Consider the following 19,923-nt stretch of genomic DNA (forward strand, 5'->3'; position numbering starts at 1 on the left):
TTATTGTCCGGCCTCAACGCCGGGCAGATTGTTATGCATCAGATATTGCCCGGTCAGCGCCGGCAGATGATGCAGCAGCCAGTCAGCCATCCCTCTCTCTTCGGCAAGGATCCCTTCCAGAGTAGGCATCGCGCTATGGTCCCCCACTCGCTTCGCCGCCGTTAATAAAGCGGTATAGCAGGCGACCTCAAAATGGGCAAAAACGTAGGCGGTGATAATCAGTTTAATGAGCTCATCGCCGGGCAGCATGATGCCAATAGTCTGGCCCAGGGCTGCGACCCGGCTCATCGCATCCTTCAGCGCCGAGCGGGAAATGTGGTTGCGGGCGATAAGGTCCTGCAGGGCCGACAGTTGCCGACGGGTTTCATAGAGATGTTGTTCAAGGCGGGTCCGTAATTGCGGTTCATTATCGAGGCGTCTGATGGTGGCCATAAGCAGTGACTCGGCCTGTTTTTCCATGGCATGGGCATCGCGAAGCCAGTTATGGTAATTTTCACTATCCGTCATATACACCTCTGATCATTAATTTTTTATTTTGACGGGGAATCTTCATTCTCTTCCGCCGCCTGGTCAGCTCGCGCTGCGCTATATCCGGATAAATGCCCAACAATATTAGCGTAAATACTGATGAGAATGACCCACAGGACGCTGTCTTTCCACCAGATTAACGAGGGTATCGCCAGACCCACCCACATAACGGCGGCCACAAGATGACAACGCTTAATAAATACCGGCGTCAGTTTCATTTTATTACCTTAGATCTGAACAATATTTAGCAAGCGGATGTGTTGCTGCCCCCCCCCCCCCCTGGCATCCGGCGGTTAATACCCGGCTGACAATATCTTCCCTTTCCACAGCCATAAAAACAGTGCCGTCATTTACTCGCCCTTACCGCTTCGCCGGCACATTGCCGTTGCGGTAAACAGCGCTTAATTATTAAGGTTGCTATAATTTAATTATCCTGCTCCTTTTCTTCCGTTGCGGACAATAGACGATGGGTAAGTGAAAGCGTACGCAAATAAACAGAAACCTGCGGACCGCCTGGCCCACAGGTTTCTGTCCTGACGCCGTCGAAACGGCGTCACGGGTCATCAGTCGCTAGCTGTCGCCGGCTTTACGGCCGCCGCCATGACTGTTCTTACCACCCTTTTTACCGGCTTCGGATGCACGCTCAGGATCATTTTTAAAGTTCCCGCCGCTGTGCTGTCCACCTTTACGCCCGGCTTCGGATGCTTTTTCACGATCTTCTGCAAAATTACCTGAACCGCCTCTATGCTCTGCCATAATGTTCACCTTTGGTTTGATCAATATCGGTTGGTAAATGGAAAATGACCCTGTTACAAATCATCGCCCTCGATATCTAACACTAGAGGAATACCCGCAGGAGTCAAATTAATTCCGGCCATTAATCAGCGTTACCAATAAATAAATTAACCACAGCGAAGCGGCACTAAAAATTAATCTTTCTGCAACTCCTTCTTCGCTTTGGATTATATGCCCATTATGGTCTGTTCTGCGGACAGCGATCCTCGTTTGTAAACAAATGAAAATAAAGTGATGAATAAATATTTCTTCCACTCCCGGACAGCCACCCTTTCAAAAAATACCACCTAAGAGGCATGGCGTTATTAGCCATGCGTAGCGGTTAACTTAATATTCCCTTTTTCACGACGCGTCTTCCTCTCCGTCTTTAAAAAATTTTTCCCGGGGAGAAAAATAGCCCAGCCACGTTAAATATTGATGGAATAATCCTAATTTAACCCCAGCGATATTAACGCAGCGCTATTCACTTAAATACGCCGGGGATCAGTCGGTTAAGGAATAACAGTGCCTCTTTTCCCGGGCATTCACTGGCCATGGGCGAGTCACCCGGGGTCTGGCGATGGGGGAACCTGACCTATCCTTACAGCTGGCCCGTTCTGTCTGAAGGAGATGACTATGCAAGATGAAAAACCGCCAATGAAGAAATTACCCACCTCCATGTTGCCAGAAGAGACGGCTCCACGTCCGGAGTTCCCGGAGCAAGAACAAAACCCGCCGGGTCTGGATGCTGAAATGGAGCCGTCACCGGACCATGGGGAAACCAGCTACACCGGCACCGGGCGGCTGGCCGGTAAGAAAGCGCTCATTACCGGCGGTGACTCCGGCATTGGCCGCGCGGTGGCGATCGCCTTTGCCCGCGAAGGGGCCGATGTCGCCATAAGCTATCTGCCGGAAGAGCAAGAGGATGCCGATGAAGTCATCGCCCTGATTAAAGCCGAAGGCCGCACCGCGGTAGCCCTGCCGGGGGATATTCGCTCCGAGTCCTTTTGTCAGTCGCTGGTGGCCGACGCGGTGGAACAGCTGGGTGGCCTGAGCATCCTGGTCAATAACGCCGGGCGTCAGCAATATTGTGAGACTCTCGAGGAGCTCACCACCGAAGACTTTGACGCCACCTTTAAAACCAATGTCTACGCGCCGTTCTGGATCACCCGCGCCGCGCTGCCCCATCTCCAGGCCGGGAGCGCGATCATCAACACCACCTCGGTGCAGGCCTATAAACCCAGTCCGATCCTGCTCGATTACGCCCAGACCAAAGCCTGCCTGGCGATCTTCACCAAATCGCTGGCCAAACAGGTGGCAAAACGCGGCATTCGCGTTAACGCCGTGGCGCCAGGCCCTTACTGGACGGTACTGCAGTCCAGCGGCGGTCAGCCGGACGAGAAAGTGAAACAGTTCGGGAAAGACACGCCGATGGGGCGTCCGGGACAGCCGGTCGAGATCGCCCCGCTGTACGTCACCCTGGCATCCGATGCCTGCTCTTATACCTCCGGCCAGGTTTGGTGCTCTGACGGTGGGGACGGGGTAGTCTAAGCCTCCCGGCAGACCGGCGTGCGACATCGCGCGCCGGTTTTACCCTTCGCCCCCGGGGATCGGTATCTGCTCTCTCGCCTCGCCGGCGCGGCGATTTTTCCTCTCCTGCAGCCTACCGGCTGCATGCTATGATACTCGCCCGCCGCTGTGCGCTAACCCCGGCCCTGACGCCAATCCTGAGGACGACAGATGAGTAATGACATCCCCCTGAAATTTTATGACATCGTGGACGAATACGAGACCGAAGCGGCTGCCCCGGTTAAGGATGAGGAACGCGATGCGCTGGCGCGCTATTTTCAGCTGCTGATTGCGCGGTTAACCCATAACGAAGAGATCGACGAAGAAGCGCAGCAGGAGATGGCCCGCGAGGCGGCCATTGACGAGCGCCGTATTGACGATATCGCTAACTTCCTCAATCAGTGGGGCAACGAGTAAGTCTCATCGTCAGCTCACCGGCAGGGCCGCCGCCCGCCGGTGTTGCCGCTGAAGGCGACGCCGCTGCTCAGGCATCGGCGAGCGTCTCCCCCAGACGTCGCTGCAGCGCATCCAGAAACAGCGGCAGCCCATCGGGCTGATAGTCGCGTGAAAGATAGATGCCGTAAACGCTCAGCGCCTTCGGCGTCCAGTCAGGCAGCACCACCTCCAGCGCGCCGCTGGCAATCGCACCCCGCGCCTCCAGTTCGGGGAGCATCGCGATGCCGCACCCGGCGACCGCCGACTCCAGCAGCAAGGAAGAGATCCCCGCGCTCAGATTACCGTTCACCGCCACCGACGCCTCCTGGCCCTGCGCATCGCTGAACTGCCAGCGCTGGCCGGCAAAATGGCTGTATAACAGGCAGTTATGCTGTTGCAGATCGTCAAGCGTCGTCAGCGGACCATGCTGGCGGAGCCAGCGCGGCGCAGCGCAGAGTAGCGACCGGCACACGCCGAGACGGCGAGCGATAGCCCCGGCCTCCGGATTATCGGTAATGCGAATGGCCACGTCGATGCGCTCGCCGATCAGGCTGACCGGATGGTTATTGATATCCAGCTCCAGGCGCAACAGCGGATAGCGAGCGAGAAAGTCCGGCAGCAGCGGGGAGATCAGCTGCATCGCGGTAAAATGCGCGCACGCCACCCGCAGCGTGCCGCTGGGGTCGGCCCGCTGGCGCTCGCCGGCGATTTCATCGGCGATCCGCGTCAACCCGCGGGTCTTGAGCAACACCTTCTCCCCCGCCGGGGTCAGCGTCAGCCGCCGGGTTGAGCGATGGATCAGCCGGGCGCCGGCCCAGCTCTCCATCTGTTCCAGATAGCGGCTGACCATCGGGCGCGACATCCCCAGCGCGCGCGCCGCGGCGCTGAGGCTTCCCAGTTCGCAAATCCGCAGATATACCTGCGCCGCAATCACCCTGTCCATCACGCCTCCTTCATCTGCACGATTTATGAAACTCAGCATCTCTTATTTCAGGAATTCTATCAAATAGTGAAATCCGTACAATGCTACGCATTCCCCTGTGACTGAGAATAAATGATGAAATTATCTGCCCTTGCTATTGCCACCGCCCTGTTCAGCGGCGCGGTCTTCGCGGCGCCGCTGACGCTGCAGACTTACAACCCTCAGGAGAAAGGTATTTTTGCCGTCAACTCCACCCTCGTTTCCGGCCCGCATGAAGCGGTGCTGTTTGACGCCCAGTTCAGCGTCAAAGACGGCGAAAAGCTGGTGGACATGATCAAGAAAAACGGCAAACCGCTGTCGCGGATTGTGATCACCTCCGGCGATCCTGACTTCTACTTTGGCCTTGAGCCGCTGGTGAAAGCCTTCCCGCAGGCGGAAGTGGTCGCCACGCCGGAAGTGGTTAAACATATTGAAGCCACCAAAGCGGCAAAGCTGGCGTACTGGGGCCCGCAGATGAAAGACGGCGCGCCGACGCAGGTATACGTCCCGCAGGCGCTGAAAGCCAACAGCTTTACCATCGATGGCGAAACAGTGACGATTATGCAGCCGCATGACTACGCGGCGTTCGTTTGGATCCGGGCGAACAAAACGATCCTCGGCGGCACCGGCGTGGCGTGGGGCATGCATCTCTGGACCGCCGACACCCAGACGCCCGCCAGTCGCCAGCAGTGGCGCACTACGCTGGAGCAGATGATTGCCCTGCACCCGCAGCAGGTGATCCCGGGGCATTACCTCGGCACACCGCCGGAGGGTGACAGCGCGGTGCGCTTTACAAAAACCTACCTCCAGCAGTTTGAGCAGGCGCTGAAGACACATAAGGATTCCGCCGGGGTGATCAAGGCCATGGAGACGCAGTGGCCGGGGCTGGCGGAAACCAGCTCGCTGGAGCTTAGCGCCAAAGTTAACACCGGCGAGATGAAGTGGTAATGCCGGCGCTGCGCGAGGGAGACTGTTCTTAATCTGGCGCGCTAAGGTTGCTATTGCCCTGAAAATGGACCACCCTACCTGAGGCCGCATAAAAAACGTGCGGCCAACTTTGGGTTACATTTCATCCGGTCACCACCGGGTTTGCCCTTGAAACCAGAACAGGATAAAGGAGTCAGAATGAAATCGAACCATCAGGCACGTCATCTTCTCGGTCTGAACTACAAGCTTTCCCAGCAGAAAAAAGTGGTGCTGGAAGGCGATGAAGAAACCACCCTCAACCATATCCATGCTACCGGCCGCAAACGCCGCGGTGGTTAATTTTCAGCCTGAGTGATGATAAACAACACCGTCCTGTTGCCAGGATGGTGTTTTTTTATGGCAATTGACGGCTTGTTTACCCGCTTGAAGACCTTCTGCTCTATACTCTGCCCGCTGCTTTTCCACCCGCCCTTCGCTTATCGCCGCGCCGGGACTGTGGACACGATCAAGGAGTTAGTGCGATGCAATTTACCCATAAGAAAAACCGTTCCCTGTACATCCCCTACGCGGGCCCCGTTCTGCTTGAATTCCCTCTGCTCAACAAGGGCAGCGCCTTCAGTATGGAAGAGCGCAGCAGTTTCAACCTGCTTGGCCTGCTGCCGGAAGTGGTTGAAACCATCGAAGAGCAAGCGGAACGCGCCTGGATCCAGTATCAGGGATTCAAAACAGAAATCGACAAACACATTTACCTGCGTAATATCCAGGACACCAACGAGACCCTTTTCTATCGCCTGATTGGCAACCATCTCGAAGAGATGATGCCGGTTATCTATACCCCGACGGTGGGCGCCGCCTGCGAACGTTTCTCCGAGATTTACCGTCGCGCCCGCGGCGTCTTTATCTCCTACCAGAATCGCCATAACCTTGACGACATTCTGCAAAACGTCCCGAACCATAATGTCAAAGTGATTGTGGTGACCGATGGCGAGCGTATCCTCGGCCTCGGCGACCAGGGGATCGGCGGGATGGGGATCCCGATCGGTAAACTGTCGCTGTACACCACCTGCGGCGGCATCAGCCCGGCTTACACCCTGCCCATCGTGCTGGACGTCGGGACAAACAACCAGCAGCTGCTGGACGATCCGCTGTATATGGGCTGGCGTCATCCGCGTATTACCGACGACGAGTACTATCAGTTCGTTGACGATGTGATCCAGGCGATTAAAGCCCGCTGGCCGGACGTACTGCTGCAGTTTGAAGACTTTGCGCAGAAGAACGCCATGCCGCTGCTCAACCGCTACCGCAATGAGATCTGCTCCTTTAACGACGATATTCAGGGCACCGCGGCGGTCACCGTCGGGACGCTGATCGCCGCCAGCCGCGGCGCCGGCAGCCAGCTGAGCGAACAGAAAATCGTCTTCCTCGGGGCGGGCTCCGCCGGCTGCGGCATCGCCGAGCAAATTATCGCCCAGATCGTCCGCGAAGGACTCAGTGAAGAAGAGGCCCGCCAGCGCGTATTTATGGTTGACCGCTTCGGCCTGTTAACCGACGGCATGCCTAATCTGCTGCCGTTCCAGAACAAGCTGGTGCAGAAGCGTGAACATCTGCAGGGCTGGGATACCACTAACGATGTCCTGTCCCTGCTGGACGTGGTGCGCAACGTGAAACCGAACATCCTGATCGGCGTTTCGGGTCAGCCGGGGCTGTTCACGGAAGAGATTATCCGCGAGATGCACAAGCATTGCCCGCGGCCGATCGTGATGCCGCTCTCCAACCCAACGTCACGGGTGGAAGCCACGCCGCAGAATATCCTGAGCTGGACCGACGGCGAGGCGCTGGTCGCCACCGGCAGTCCGTTTGCCCCGGTCACCGTGAAAGGCAAACAGTATCCCATCGCCCAGTGCAACAACTCCTATATCTTCCCGGGCATTGGTCTGGGGGTGATCGCCTCCGGCGCGTCGCGGGTCACCGACGAGATGCTGATGGCCGCCAGCGAAACCCTGGCGAAACACTCGCCGCTGGTGAACAACGGCGAAGGCCCGGTACTGCCGGAGTTGAAGGATATCCAGACCGTCTCGCGGGCGATCGCCTTCGCGGTCGGTAAGGTGGCTCAGGAGCAGGGCGTGGCGGTGAAAACGTCCGCGGAAGCGCTGCTGCAGTCCATCAGCGATAATTTCTGGCTGCCGGAATATCGTAATTACCGCCGCACCTCAATTTAATCGCGCTCACCGGGCCGCACGATCGGCCCGGTTATTAATAGCGTCCGGATAATATTCCCCGCCACAGAAACGCCTTTTTCGCCCATATTCATTTATCGTAAAAATAGAAACCAGATAGCATTTGCCGCGCGCCTTGTGCCACGCAAAATCATGGCCTCTGCCCCCTAGCAGACGATCCGCAGGCAGAAACTGCAGCCGCGCGGGACGGGACAATCGATATCCGACGCTTCTCCACACCCTGCCAGTTTTGTCACTGGCGCGCTTTTCCTTTCCCCACTACACTGCCATCACCCATTCACTTACTGAATATAAAAGGAGGCCCCCCATGCTGTATTGTGAAATGTTTATTGTTTCACATGCCTTAGGCAATGGCGCCAGCTCAAGCGTTATCGGTATCGTGCTGCGATAACTTTGGCTTGAGCGAAGACCCTTCACAGAATCCCTTCTCTCCGGCTTACCGGGTTATCGTCAGCGAGTTTTGACGAGGCATTCGCATGCCTGTAACTCTTGAGTAAGTTGACTATGAGTACATTACTAACTGCCCATGCGCTCCACGTGGAGACTGCCTTCGGGCCGCTGTTTAATACCCTCTCCTTCACCCTGAAGAAAGGCGACCGTATCGGTCTCATCGGCCATAACGGTTGCGGCAAAAGCACCCTGCTGCAGGTGCTGGACGGCACCCTCGCGCCCACCTCGGGCAGCGTCTCACTCGCCGGTCAGTGTCTGATGGCCCGCGTTGAACAGCATCTGCCGGAGGCGCTGCGTTCGCAGTCGCTGCTGCAGGCGGTGCTGGCCCCGTTACCCGTCGACGCGCGGGAAGCACAGCGCTGGCTGGCCGAACGCCTGCTGGCGCAGATGGGCTTCACGCCGGCGGTCATGGAGCAGCAAACCAGCACCCTGAGCGGCGGGCAGCATACGCGCCTGCTGCTGGCCCGGGCGCTGATCCGCCAGCCTGACCTGCTGCTGCTGGATGAGCCCGGCAACCATCTCGATCTGCCCACCCTGCTGTGGCTGGAAAGCTTCTTGCAGACCTGGCAGGGGAGCTTCGTGCTGGTGTCACACGACAACGCTTTACTGGATGCTGTAACTAATGCCAGTTGGATCCTCCGCGACCAGACGCTGCACAGCTTCGCCTTGCCCTGCAGCGCTGCCCGTCAGGCACTGCAGGAGCAGGATGAGAGCGCCGCGTTACGTCATAAGGCGGAGCAAAAAGAGATCGACCGGGTCAGCGCCAGCGCCCGGCGGCTGGCCACCTGGGGGCGGGTGTATGACAACGAAGATCTCGCCCGCAAAGCCAAACAGATGGAGAAGCAGGTCGCCCGCCTGAAAGACGAGCAGACCGAGCTCAGCATCGGCCCGCCGTGGCGCCTGGTGTTGCAGGGGGACGCCCTGCCGGCGGACCGCCTGCTGGAGATGGACAGGCTGCCGGTGGCTCCCGCGCCGGGACTGCCGGCCCTGTTCACCACCGGCGTGGCGCGACTGCGCAGCGGCGATCGCGTGGCCATCATGGGCCGCAACGGCGGCGGTAAATCGTCCTTGCTGCGCCTGCTGTGGCAGCAGATGAACGACGCATCGCCGCTTCCGGGGCTGCGTCTGCACCCCCGGCTTCACCCCGGGTACTACGACCAGACCCTGGCGCAGTTGCCGGACGAGGCCAGCCTGCTCGACGCCCTGACGCCGTTCGCCCCGTCGGCGGACACCCGTAAACGGGCGTTGATCGCCGCCGGGTTTGGCTGGGCGAGGCATGGACAGAAGGTCTGCACCCTCAGCGGCGGCGAGCGGTCGCGGCTGCTGTTCGTCGGCCTGTCGCTGGCGCGCTACAGCCTGCTGCTGCTGGATGAACCCACCAACCATCTGGATATGGAGGGCAAAGCGGCGCTGGCGCAGACGCTCCGCGACTATCCCGGCGGCGTGCTGCTGGTCAGTCATGACCGCCAGCTTATTAGCGAAAGCTGTAACCGCTTCTGGCTGATCGACAGCGCCGGGTTAACGGAGTGGCACAGTCTGGAGGAGGTCTATGCCCGTCTGCAGGCGCAGACCCCCACCCTGACGGCGGCCTCCTCATCCCAGGAGCCGTCACTCGCGGCTGATGATGAAGAGGCGCTGCTGACGCGCCTGATAGCCCTGGAGCAATGGCTGGCGGACGATATGGCCCGTAAGCCGAAACATCAAAAGCCCTCGCTGCAGACCCAGTGGCGAGAGGAGATCGCCCGGCTGCTTAACCAGCTGGCGTAATCTTCGCACTCCCCGCCGGCTAAGGCACCACGCCCTTAGCCGGCGTTTCCTGGCCGGGTAAACTGCTGCTCGGTCATCATCTTTCCCCACTGGTCCCCCTGCCATTCGCGGGTTAACGTGAAGCCAAAGGACTCGTACAGTTTGCGGGCCGCATCCAGACCTTTGAACGTCCACAGCTGAACGGAGCTGAACTGACGACTGTCGCAGAAAGCCATCGCCTCACTGAGCAGCCGCCTGCCAATGCCGGCTCCCCGGCAGCTGTCATCGAGAATGAACCAGCGCAGATGCGCCTGCTGCTGGCCGAGATCCTCGCCATCGATCGCCACCGAACCGACAATCTTCCCCTCGCGCATCGCCAGCCAGATCTGGTTGACCGGCGAGGAAAGCCGGGTGGCGAATTCCGCGACGCCGCTGGCAACCTTACCTTCAAAAAAAGCGCCGAAATCATGGTGCCTGGCGTAATACTCCCCGTGCATCTGGGCTATCCGGCCGATCGCCCCCGGCTGATAGCCGGTCACCAGCGAAATTTGCGGCGTCGTTTCCGCAAGCGCAGCATCCCGACACTGCGCCAGCGCCTGAGCATAGGCCGCCAGTCCGCTGGCGACGGTCCGCTGCTGCGTCTCATCGAGATGCGCTAACGCCTCCACCACCCGGCGGGTACCGTAGGCGTTAATCGTTGCCACCGTGTCGTGCCCTTTCGCGGTCAGCGCCAGCGATTTAGACCGCGCGTCCTCCGCGCAGGGGCGCTCCTCCAGCTCTCCGGCGGCCAGCAGACGGGCGACCATCCGGCTGACGCTCGATTTTTCCAGCCCGAGCAATGTGACCAGCTGCGCGGCGGTTATCGTCCCCCTGACCGACACCTCCAGCAGGGTATGCACCGCCGAGGGTGAATAGTGGGTGGCGGCCAGCGTGGTGTTCATAAAACCCAGCTCGCGCACCATTAATCGCGAGGCCGTTCGAATTTGTTGGATTAAAGGCGTGTCAGACATAGTGAGGCGTCCAGTGAAGCAGGTAGTTGTATAATACAACCATTTACTTCAGGCCGCGTCAAGAGGATAAACTATCCAGCATGGCAAGGTAGCGTATCGGATGATGGCGCCCGCGATAAGTATTATTGCGGGTTCTTCGCCTTCCAGGCCTCCCAGGCCGATTTGATCTCCTGCTTCGCGGCGGCCGCATCATTAAAACCGGCCAGCTCGACCTTTTTCCGCCCCTCTGGTAGTTCTTTGTAGACCCGGAAGAAGGCCTCCAGCCGCTGCTGCTCGATTTTCGGCAGATCGGTGATGGTCAGAATGTCGTCATAGGTCGGATCAATTTTACTGGCCGGGACGGCGATGATTTTGTCGTCTTTCTCACCGCCGTCTATCATCTTAAGAACGCCGATCGGCCGCAGCTTAATCAGCGTGCCCGGGGCCATCGGCGCGCGGGTGTAAAACACCACGTCCAGCGGGTCGCCATCCCCGGCCAGCGACTGGGTTAACGAACCGTAGTTCGCCGGGTAAGCCACCGGCATCGACTGAAAGCGGTCGGCGACGATAAACCCCGTTTTAGCGTCGGTTTCATACTTAATGATCCCGCCTGCCGGGATCTCGGTGACCGCGTAAAACTCTTCCGGATTGTTTTCCGGCTGCGGGAATTCCAGCACATTGTGAGCCTGCGCGGCGGCGGAAAAAAGCAGACCGGCGGTGAGGAGCGTTTTGACCAGATGCATTGTTGTATCACTCTGTTGTTATAAGAAATTGATGCGCAAAACAATAGAGTTGGGTGATGAAGAAAACATGACCATTCCGTGACACTATTATTACCTACCAAAATTAGAGGTATTGTCTGAATTTTGTGCTACGACTGTAGCAAAAAACCACATCCTGTACTAAAGCGCCTTGTTTTTTTCTCCATAGCGTCTAATCCTTATTGGGTAATATTGCATTAATAAAATTAATCAATCCCCTCTCAAGGAGACAGGCATGAAGGCAGCTGTTGTTACTCACGACCATCAGGTTAACGTTACGGAAAAAACGCTGCGCCCGCTGGAATACGGCGAAGCGCTGTTGAAAATGGAATGCTGCGGCGTGTGTCATACTGACCTGCACGTGAAAAACGGCGATTTTGGCGATAAAACCGGCGTTATCCTCGGTCATGAAGGGATCGGGGTAGTACAACAAGTCGGCCCTGGCGTCACCTCCCTGAAGCCGGGCGATCGCGCCAGCGTGGCGTGGTTCTTCGAAGGCTGTGGCCACTGCGATTACTGTAACAGCGGCAACGAGACGCTGTGCCGCTCGGTGAAAAACGCTGGCTATACCGTCGACGGCGGCATGGCGGAAGAGTGCATCGTCACCGCCAACTACGCGGTTAAAGTCCCGGACGGCCTCGACTCCGCCGCCGCCAGCAGCATTACCTGCGCTGGGGTCACCACCTACAAAGCCGTTAAGGTCTCCCACATCAAGCCGGGCCAGTGGATCGCTATCTACGGCCTCGGCGGGCTGGGCAACCTGGCGCTGCAGTATGCCAAGAATGTCTTTAACGCCAAAGTGATCGCTATCGACGTCAACGACGGCCAGCTGGAGCTGGCGGCGTCGATGGGCGCTGACCTGACCATCAACTCGCGCAATGAAGATGCGGCGAAAGTGATTCAGGAAAAAACCGGCGGCGCCCACGCTGCGGTGGTGACCGCGGTGGCCAAAGCGGCCTTTAACTCGGCGGTGGATGCCGTTCGCGCCGGCGGCCGCGTGGTGGCGGTAGGCCTGCCGCCAGAGGCGATGAGCCTCGATATTCCACGTCTGGTACTCGACGGTATCGAGGTGGTCGGCTCGCTGGTCGGCACCCGTCAGGATCTGGTGGAAGCGTTCCAGTTCGCCGCCGAAGGCAAAGTGGTGCCGAAAGTCACCCTGCGTCCGCTGGAAGATATCAATGCCATCTTCAAAGAGATGGAGCAAGGTCAGATCCGCGGCCGTATGGTTATCGATCTGCGTAGCTAATCGCCAGCGCCTCTCCCGCCCGGGCGAGGCGCTTCTCCTTTCGCGCTTCCCCTCGCTTCCCGCCGCGTAAAGTAAATGCAATTTCCGCAAATGCTTAGCGCAATTCCTTGGTTCCTTTGTTTTTAGCCGCGCCCGATGATGGCAACACAATAGATAACAAAGGAATTCACCATGCATCGTCATTTTCGCCTGCCCGCGCTGGCCGCGCTGTTTCTCTCCGGCGCCTTTTCCGTCTGGGCCGCCGACACGCCGGTTAAAGGCGGTACCTTGATTTATCTGGAGCAGCAACCGCACACCAATCTCTATCCACCCGCCGGCGGCTTTTATCCCAATGGCGGCATACTCAATCAGATCACCGACAAGCTGACCTGGCAGAACCCGAAAACGCTGGAGATTGAGCCGTGGATCGCCGAAAGCTGGACCAGCAATGCCGATAAAACCGAGTACACTTTCCACCTGCGAAAAGGGGTCACCTTCTCGGATGGCACGCCGCTGGACGCCGCCGCGGTCGCCAAAAACTTCGACACCTATGGGCTGGGGGATAAAGCCCATCGCCTGCCCGTCTCGGAGGTGATCAATAACTACCAGCGCAGCGAAGTGATCGACCCGCTGACGGTGAAATTCTACTTCAACAAGCCGTCGCCGGGCTTCCTGCAGGGGACCGCCACCATCGGCTCCGGCCTGGTCTCCCTCAGCACCCTGCAGCGCAATTTCGAGGAGCTGGGCGATGCCCGGCACATCATCGGCTCCGGTCCCTTCGTGGTGCAGGATGAAAAACCGGGCCGCGAGCTGACGCTGGTGGCGCGCAAGGATTATCAGTGGGGGCCGAAAAACATCGCCCAGCAGGGCCCCGCTAACCTCGACGGCATCACCTATATTGTCACCCCGGAAGACAGCGTGCGCATCGGCGCGCTGCTGGCGGGCCAGGCGGGCTTTATTCGCCAGGTGCAGGCCTACGATGAAAAGCAGGCGACCGATCAGGGATTTACGGTCTACGCCGCGCCTACCCGCGGGGTCAACGACAGCCTCAGCTTCCGCCCGGATAACCCACTGGTCGCCGACCTGCGGGTGCGCCAGGCCCTGCTCCATGCCACCAACGCCCGGCAGGTGGTGGAGACGCTGTTCTCCGCTAACTACCCGCAAGCCACCTCCGTGCTGGCCAGCTCCGCCGCCGGCTATGTCAATCTGAGCGATAAGCTTACCTTCGACCAGGCCAAAGCCCGGCAGTTGCTGGATGAGGCCGGCTGGAAACCCGCCGCCGACGGCATTCGCAGCAAAGACGGGCAGCGGCTGGCGCTGACGGTCTATGAGTCGCTCCCCCAGCCGCAGAATAAAGAAGTGCTGCAGCTGATCGCCCAGCAATGGCGCCAGGTGGGGGTAGCGTTAACGGTCAAAGCCGGGGACGCTGGCAGCCGTACGCTCGACAACCTCGACCCGCAGAAAACCCCGCTCACCGTCTCGGAAGTGGGCCGCGCCGACCCGGATGTAGTAAAAAGCATGTTCTTTCCTAACAACCGTGACGCGCTGCTGCAGAAAGGCGGCTCCAGCGATAAAGTGCAGCACTTCCGCGATGATAAGCTGAACGACCTGCTGACCGGCATCTCCGCGGCGGTGGAGCCGCAGCAGCGCCTGCAGTTAACCGGCGATGCCCAGCGCTATCTGATCGATAACGCCTATGTGATCCCCATTTTCGAAGAGCCGCAGGTGTTCGCCGGCGCGCCGTGGGTGAAAGGCGTCAGCTTCGAAGCCGTCGGGCGTCCGTCGTTCTACGGCGCCTGGCTGGATAAACACTAAGAGGCCGGATATGAGCGCTTATCTTCTGCGACGGTTCGGCCAGGGGCTGCTGGTCCTGTGGGCGGCGTTTACCCTCACCTTTTTCCTGCTGCAGGTGCTGCCGGGGGATGCGGTGCTGATCAAGTTTCAGAACCCGGACCTCGGTCTGAGCCCGGCGCAAATCGCCGACATGCGGCTGGCCTACGGCGCCGACAGCCCGCTGTGGCGCCAGTACCTGCACACGCTGCTGGCGATGCTGCACGGCGACTTTGGCTATTCCCTGCAGGCGGGTCTGGCGGTCAGTAGCCTGATTGCCAGCAACCTGCCGGATACCTTAAGCCTCGCCCTGCCGGCCTTCCTGCTGGCCGTGATCCTGGCGTTTGCCCTCGCTTTCGCCTCACGTCTGCCGGGGCTGCGCTGGCTCAGCAACCTCCTGCAGTCGCTGCCGGTGCTGTTTATCTCGTTGCCCACCTTCTGGCTGGGTATCGCCCTGATCCAGCTCTTTTCGTTTCAGCTGCGCTGGATCCCGGTGATCAACCCCGGTCCGCTGGAGGGGCTGATTTTACCGGTTATCGCCGTCGCGCTGCCCATCTCCGCCCCGCTGGCGCAGATCCTGATGCGCAGCATGGATCAGGTGGCGGTTCAGCCCTTCGTCGCGGTCGCCCGCGCCAAGGGAATGAGCGAGACCGGCGTCCTCTGGCGCCATGTGATGGGTAACGCCCTGCTGCCGGCGCTGAATATAGCCGGGCTGCTGCTGGGCGAGCTGATTGCCGGGGCGCTGATCACCGAGACCGTCTTCGGCCGCAGCGGCCTCGGCCAGCTGACCCAGCAGGCGGTGAATAACCAGGATATCGCCGTGCTGCAGGCGGTGGTGATGATTTCGGCTCTCGGTTTCGTCCTGATCAACCTGCTGGTCGACCTGGTCATGCCGCGGCTGGATCCCCGACTCCAATTACAGACCGGAGGTGCGAAATGAGCCTGGTCGACTATGCCATCGCGGTTCGCCGCCGCCCGGAGTGGCGCAAAGTGCGTCTGCAGCCAGGCCTGTGGCTGGCGTGGGCGGTGATGATCACCGCCCTGTTAATGGCCCTTGCCCCACAGTGGTTTACCTCCGCTAACCCGCTGGAAGGGATCCCCGGCGCTCAGCGCCTGGCGCCGCAGGCGCACCACTGGCTGGGTACCGACCAGCTGGGCCGCGACCTGTGGACGCGGGTGGTTTACGGCGCGGTACATTCTCTGTCGGCGGCGCTGATCGCCGTCGCCATCGGTCTGGTGGTGGGCACCGCCCTTGGCACCCTCGCCGGGGCGCTGGCCGGCCGCGTGGAATCAACCATCATGCGCCTGGTGGATGTCCTGCTGGCTATCCCTTCCCTGCTGCTGCAGCTGACGGTGATCATTCTGCTGGGTTTTGGCACGGTGAATGCGGCGGTGGCGGTCGGCGTGGCGGCCATCGCCAGCTTCGCGCGCCTGGCGCGGGCGGAGGTGGTGCGCGTGCGCCACAGTGATTACGTCGAGGCGGCCCGGGGCAGCGGCGGCACCTTTCTCGCCATCTTCTGGCGTCATATCCTGCCCAACTCGCTCACCGCGGTACTCGCCTTCGCCACGCTGCAGTTTGGTCAGGCGATGCTGGCGCTGGCCACCCTCAGCTTCCTTGGCTACGGCACCCCGCCGCCGGTCCCGGAGTGGGGATTACTGATCGCCGAAGGTCGTAATTACCTGTCGACCGCCTGGTGGCTGACCACCTTCCCCGGCCTCGCCGTGGTCGCGGTGGTCCTGGCCGCCAATCGTCTTAGCCGCCAGTGGAGTGGAGTACGCCCATGAACGTTCTCTCTGTTGAAGATCTGCGCATCAGCTACCGGTCGCGGGGCGAATGGCGCGAAGTGGTGCATAACGTCAGCTTTTCCATTCAGCGCGGCGAAATGTTGGCCTTCGTCGGTGAATCCGGCTCGGGGAAAACCACTACCGCGCAGGCCATTATCGGCCTGCTGGCGGATAACGCCCGCCGCGACGCCGGGCGGATTATCCTCAATGGCGAAGTGATTAGCGACTGGTCGGCAAAACGCCTGAACCGCCTGCGCGGGGTGAGCATCAGCCTGGTGCCGCAGGACCCCGGCAATTCGCTTAATCCGGTAAAAACCATTGGTCAGCAAGTGGAAGAGATCCTGCGGCTGCATCAGTCCCTTTCCGCCGCCGAACGCCGGCAGCAGGTTCTCAACCTGCTCGCTAAAGTCGGGCTCAGCCACCCGGAACAGCGTTTTGACCAGTACCCGCATCAGCTGTCGGGCGGGATGAAACAGCGGGTGCTGATCGCCATCGCCATCGCCCTGCAGCCGGATCTGATTATTGCCGACGAGCCCACCAGCGCCCTCGACGTTACGGTGCAAAAGCGCATTCTCGATCTGCTCGACATCCTGCGGCGCGAGTCGGGAACCGCCGTGCTGTTTGTCACTCACGATCTGGCGCTGGCCGCCGAACGCGCCGACCGGATCATGGTGTTTCGCCAGGGCGAGATTCAGGAACAGGGTGCCACCGAGGCGATTGTCCGGCGTCCGCAGCACCCTTACACTCGCCAGTTGCTCCACGATCTGCAGGACGCGCCGCTGAGGCTGACGGCGGATCGTCACCGTCCGCTGGCCACGCCGGCCATTCGCGTCGAAGGGATCAGCAAACGCTTCTCGCTGGGCAAACAGGCCCTGCAGGCGCTCGACAGCGTCAGCTTTGAGGTCAAACGCGGCTGCACCCATGCGCTGGTGGGCGAATCCGGCTCCGGGAAAACCACCCTGGCGCGGATCCTGCTGGGCTTCGAGCGCGCCGACGCCGGACAGGTGACCATCGACGGTATTGACGCCGGGCATCTCAGCCGGGAGGCGCAGCGTCAGCTGCGGCGCAAAATCCAGTTCGTCTACCAGAACCCCTTTGCTTCGCTCGACCCGCGCCAGACGCTGTTTGCTATTATCGAAGAGCCGTTAAAAAACTTTGAGCGCCTCAGCGCGGCGACGCGTCGCCAGCGTGTGGAGAGCGTCGCCGCCCGGGTGGCGCTGGCCCCGGAGCTACTGTCGCGGACGCCGCGGGAGCTTTCCGGCGGCCAGCGGCAGCGGGTGGCGATTGCCCGGGCACTGATCCTCGAGCCGGCGATACTGGTTCTTGACGAAGCGACCTCGGCGCTCGACGTCACCGTTCAGGCGCAGATCCTCGCCCTGCTGCAGCAGCTACAGCAGCAGCTTGGTCTGAGCTACCTGTTCATTACCCACGATCTGGCGACGGTGAGGCGGATTGCCGACAGCGTCACAGTGCTGCGCGCCGGCCAGGTGGTGGAGCATGGCGACGTTGGGCGCCTGTTCGCCGCCCCGCAGCAGGCCTACACCCGCGAACTGATCGCCGCCATTCCCCAGGTTTCCCCACGCCTGGCACAGGCCCACATGGAGAACGCATAATGCCTAAACGCCTCGGCTTTTTTACCCGTCTGCTCGATCAGGGCTCCGCACAAACGCGCTACCGGCTGGCGGCCGAACAGATCCGCCACGCGGAGCGCGTCGGCTTCGACAGCGCATGGATTGCCCAGCACCATTTTCATGAACAGGAAGGCGGCCTGCCTTCCCCGCTGGTGTTTCTCGCCCACGTGGCGGCGCAGACGGACCGCATTCGCCTCGGCACAGCGATTATCACGTTGCCCATGGAAAATCCGCTGCGCGTCGCCGAAGACGCGGCGGTGCTGGATTTACTCACCGACGGGCGTCTGGAGGTGGGATTTGGTTCCGGCGGCACGCCAACGTCGTTTCTGCCCTTCGGCCTGACCAGCGAGCAGCGCGGGGCGGTGTTTGCCGACCATCTGCACCTGATCCACAGCGCCTGGCGCGGCGACACCCTCAGCCACCCGGACAACCGTCTCTATCCGCCCGCGCCGCAGCTGGCGGCGCGCATCTGGATCGCCACCTTCTCGGTGGAAGGCGCCATCCGCGCCGGTCAGGCGGGGCACGGGCTGATGCTGTCGCGCACGCAGCCCCGGCCGCCCGGTGAGCCGCGCCTGCCGCTGGACGCCATTCAGAACCCGATCGTCGACGCCTACCTGGCGGCGCTGCCGGACGGCGTTGCGCCGCGGATCCTCGCTTCGCGCACCGCCTTCGTCGCCGACAGTCACGCCAACGCCCTGCAGATCGCCGAACCCGGCCTGCGCAAGCAGGCTGCACAGTACCGGGCTGCGGGTCATCTGATAGAAGGTGACAGTGTCACTGACTATCTGCAACAGCTGGATGCCCACGTGGGCGATCCTGAGCATGTTATTGCCTCCCTGGCGCAGGACAGCGTGCTGGCCCGCGCCACCGATGTTTCGTTCCAGGTGCACTCGGTGGAGCCTTCGCACCGGGATACGCTGCGTTCCATTGAGCTGATCGCTCAGCATATTGCCCCCCACATCAGATAAGGAGTCACCATGACGCTGAGTCAGGATATTCTGGCCGAACTGGCGGAGATCGCCGCCGGTTCCCCGCTCGACCAGGCGCGCGCAGTCCGCGATGCCGCTACCCGACATGCGCAGGGAAGTTATGAAGTGCTGTTCAGCCAGCAGGACGCCGATTTTCCCCTCGATGAACGCTTCGCGGTGGCGGCAAAGGTGGCGAAGCTCCATCAGGCGGACGCGCTGGCGGCGCACTATGCCGGCTTCGGCCTGGCCGATCCGACCACGGATCGTCTGGTTCCGGCGCTGGCCTTTGCCCGCCTGCTGACCTTCACCCCCGTCGAAGCGACACCCGGCGCGCTGCAGGTTCTGACAAACGCGGGCTGGAGCCTGCGGGGCATCGTCACCCTGGCGCAGCTGGTGGCCTTTGTCAGCTTCCAGAGCCGCCTGCTGCTGGGTCTGCGGGCGCTCAACCACCAGCCCATCGTCAGCGCCGACACGCCGGTGGTGGCCGGGTACTGGCACACCACCCCGCACGCGCAGAGCGGCAAAGAGGCCCCGGTGCGCTTCACCCGCGAGGAGCTGCACTGGGAACCCTGGCTGGCGGATAAACCGTTGGCGGAATTTAGCGCTGAAGAACAGGCGATTCTGGCCAAATATGGCCATAGCGATTCGCCCTACTTCCGCCTGCTGGCGCGCAACCAGCCGGTGCTGGAGCAGCGGACGCTGACCGATAAAGGCATTTTCTATACCCCGGGGGGATTGCCGCGCGCCGAACGTGAACTGGCCGCCACGGTGGCCAGTAAAATCAACGGCTGTATTTACTGCGCCTCGGTGCATGCCCGCAAAGCGGCGCAGCTGGCGAAGGACGAGACTGCCGTCGACACGCTGCTGGCAGTGACGCCGGGAGAGGATCTGCGCGGCGGGCAGTCGCCGCGCTGGCAGGCGGAAATCGACGCCGCCGCCGCGCTATCGGTGACGCCGCCCGCGCTGAATGCCAGCCATCTGGCAGCGCTTGATGAACAGGGCTTAGATACTCTGGCCCAGCTGGATCTGCTGCAGTCAGCAGCCTTTTTCGCCTGGGCCAACCGGCTGATGCTGACGCTCGGCGAGCCCTGGCGTGAGTAAGCATCG

The 19,923-nt window shown here is 60.7% G+C and carries 20 protein-coding genes; 13 read left to right on the top strand and 7 right to left on the bottom strand.

The features are described 5' to 3' along the window. From AC6CWS_RS09040 to AC6CWS_RS09050, 3 genes are all read right to left on the bottom strand, one after another. Positions 1–507, bottom strand: a complete 507-nt coding sequence (locus AC6CWS_RS09040) for a ferritin-like domain-containing protein (RefSeq protein WP_023289827.1) — start codon at positions 505–507, stop codon at positions 1–3. 23 nt (positions 508–530) lie between these two features. Continuing rightward, positions 531–746: a hypothetical protein gene (locus AC6CWS_RS09045; protein WP_004202641.1), complete on the bottom strand. Its 216-nt coding sequence runs from the start codon at positions 744–746 to the stop codon at positions 531–533. Positions 747–1,098: 352 nt separating this feature from the next. Continuing rightward, positions 1,099–1,284 (bottom strand): con-10 family general stress protein, encoded by a 186-nt coding sequence (locus AC6CWS_RS09050; RefSeq protein WP_008804757.1) that lies wholly within the window; start codon positions 1,282–1,284, stop codon positions 1,099–1,101. Between the two features lie 654 nt (positions 1,285–1,938). Between AC6CWS_RS09050 and AC6CWS_RS09055 the strand changes: the two genes are divergently transcribed. Then, positions 1,939–2,853: an SDR family oxidoreductase gene (locus AC6CWS_RS09055; protein ID WP_023289828.1), complete on the top strand. Its 915-nt coding sequence runs from the start codon at positions 1,939–1,941 to the stop codon at positions 2,851–2,853. A gap of 189 nt (positions 2,854–3,042) precedes the next feature. Continuing rightward, positions 3,043–3,288, top strand: coding sequence for a YmjA family protein (locus AC6CWS_RS09060; protein ID WP_048335843.1), 246 nt, complete (start codon positions 3,043–3,045; stop codon positions 3,286–3,288). A gap of 67 nt (positions 3,289–3,355) precedes the next feature. On the opposite strand, the gene AC6CWS_RS09065 is transcribed toward AC6CWS_RS09060, so the two are convergent. Further along, positions 3,356–4,249 (bottom strand): LysR family transcriptional regulator, encoded by an 894-nt coding sequence (locus AC6CWS_RS09065; RefSeq protein ID WP_065881656.1) that lies wholly within the window; start codon positions 4,247–4,249, stop codon positions 3,356–3,358. 114 nt (positions 4,250–4,363) lie between these two features. On the opposite strand from AC6CWS_RS09065, the gene AC6CWS_RS09070 reads away from it, so the two are divergent. After that, positions 4,364–5,215 (top strand): Vmh family MBL fold metallo-hydrolase, encoded by an 852-nt coding sequence (locus AC6CWS_RS09070; protein WP_032429164.1) that lies wholly within the window; start codon positions 4,364–4,366, stop codon positions 5,213–5,215. A 177-nt stretch (positions 5,216–5,392) separates the two neighbouring features. After that, entirely contained in the window at positions 5,393–5,533 is a 141-nt protein-coding gene (sra, locus tag AC6CWS_RS09075) for a stationary-phase-induced ribosome-associated protein (protein WP_012541615.1), read from the top strand. Here the strand turns inward: sra and AC6CWS_RS09080 are convergent. Then, positions 5,530–5,637: a hypothetical protein gene (locus tag AC6CWS_RS09080; protein ID WP_032425875.1), complete on the bottom strand. Its 108-nt coding sequence runs from the start codon at positions 5,635–5,637 to the stop codon at positions 5,530–5,532. The genes sra and AC6CWS_RS09080 overlap by 4 nt on opposite strands. A 78-nt stretch (positions 5,638–5,715) precedes the next feature. On the opposite strand from AC6CWS_RS09080, the gene AC6CWS_RS09085 reads away from it, so the two are divergent. Next, positions 5,716–7,413 carry an NAD-dependent malic enzyme gene (locus tag AC6CWS_RS09085; protein ID WP_004202648.1) on the top strand — a complete coding sequence of 566 codons (1,698 nt, stop codon included), beginning with the start codon at positions 5,716–5,718 and terminating at the stop codon, positions 7,411–7,413. A gap of 522 nt (positions 7,414–7,935) precedes the next feature. Then, on the top strand, positions 7,936–9,648 hold the full coding sequence (locus tag AC6CWS_RS09090) for an ABC-F family ATP-binding cassette domain-containing protein (RefSeq protein ID WP_065881654.1): 1,713 nt from the start codon (positions 7,936–7,938) through the stop codon (positions 9,646–9,648). 35 nt (positions 9,649–9,683) lie between these two features. Here AC6CWS_RS09090 and AC6CWS_RS09095 read toward each other — a convergent pair whose 3' ends face one another. Next, positions 9,684–10,637 carry a bifunctional helix-turn-helix transcriptional regulator/GNAT family N-acetyltransferase gene (locus tag AC6CWS_RS09095; protein ID WP_065881652.1) on the bottom strand — a complete coding sequence of 318 codons (954 nt, stop codon included), beginning with the start codon at positions 10,635–10,637 and terminating at the stop codon, positions 9,684–9,686. Positions 10,638–10,759: 122 nt separating this feature from the next. Then, positions 10,760–11,359 (bottom strand): inorganic diphosphatase, encoded by a 600-nt coding sequence (locus tag AC6CWS_RS09100; protein WP_032452997.1) that lies wholly within the window; start codon positions 11,357–11,359, stop codon positions 10,760–10,762. 253 nt (positions 11,360–11,612) lie between these two features. On the opposite strand from AC6CWS_RS09100, the gene adhP reads away from it, so the two are divergent. The 7 genes from adhP to AC6CWS_RS09135 all read left to right on the top strand — a co-directional run bounded on the left by adhP (position 11,613) and on the right by AC6CWS_RS09135 (position 19,917). After that, positions 11,613–12,623 carry an alcohol dehydrogenase AdhP gene (gene adhP / locus AC6CWS_RS09105; protein ID WP_065881651.1) on the top strand — a complete coding sequence of 337 codons (1,011 nt, stop codon included), beginning with the start codon at positions 11,613–11,615 and terminating at the stop codon, positions 12,621–12,623. Between the two features lie 171 nt (positions 12,624–12,794). Beyond that, positions 12,795–14,417, top strand: a complete 1,623-nt coding sequence (locus tag AC6CWS_RS09110; RefSeq protein WP_032452998.1) for a TIGR04028 family ABC transporter substrate-binding protein — start codon at positions 12,795–12,797, stop codon at positions 14,415–14,417. 10 nt (positions 14,418–14,427) lie between these two features. Then, positions 14,428–15,372 carry an ABC transporter permease gene (locus tag AC6CWS_RS09115; RefSeq protein ID WP_023289836.1) on the top strand — a complete coding sequence of 315 codons (945 nt, stop codon included), beginning with the start codon at positions 14,428–14,430 and terminating at the stop codon, positions 15,370–15,372. Continuing rightward, positions 15,369–16,217 (top strand): ABC transporter permease, encoded by an 849-nt coding sequence (locus AC6CWS_RS09120; protein ID WP_050533438.1) that lies wholly within the window; start codon positions 15,369–15,371, stop codon positions 16,215–16,217. The genes AC6CWS_RS09115 and AC6CWS_RS09120 overlap by 4 nt, the downstream gene beginning before the upstream one ends. Then, a complete protein-coding gene (locus tag AC6CWS_RS09125; protein ID WP_080901586.1) occupies positions 16,214–17,830 on the top strand; it encodes a dipeptide ABC transporter ATP-binding protein in 1,617 nt (538 codons plus the stop codon). The genes AC6CWS_RS09120 and AC6CWS_RS09125 overlap by 4 nt, the downstream gene beginning before the upstream one ends. Then, the gene (locus AC6CWS_RS09130; RefSeq protein ID WP_065881647.1) at positions 17,830–18,816 is read left to right on the top strand and encodes a putative FMN-dependent luciferase-like monooxygenase; all 987 of its coding nucleotides are present in this window, start codon (positions 17,830–17,832) and stop codon (positions 18,814–18,816) included. Before AC6CWS_RS09125 ends, AC6CWS_RS09130 begins: the two co-directional genes overlap by 1 nt. Positions 18,817–18,825: 9 nt before the next feature. Continuing rightward, positions 18,826–19,917 carry an alkylhydroperoxidase domain protein gene (locus AC6CWS_RS09135; protein WP_065881645.1) on the top strand — a complete coding sequence of 364 codons (1,092 nt, stop codon included), beginning with the start codon at positions 18,826–18,828 and terminating at the stop codon, positions 19,915–19,917. Positions 19,918–19,923: the final 6 nt, after the last annotated feature.

Source organism: Klebsiella sp. M041, from assembly GCF_059759695.1.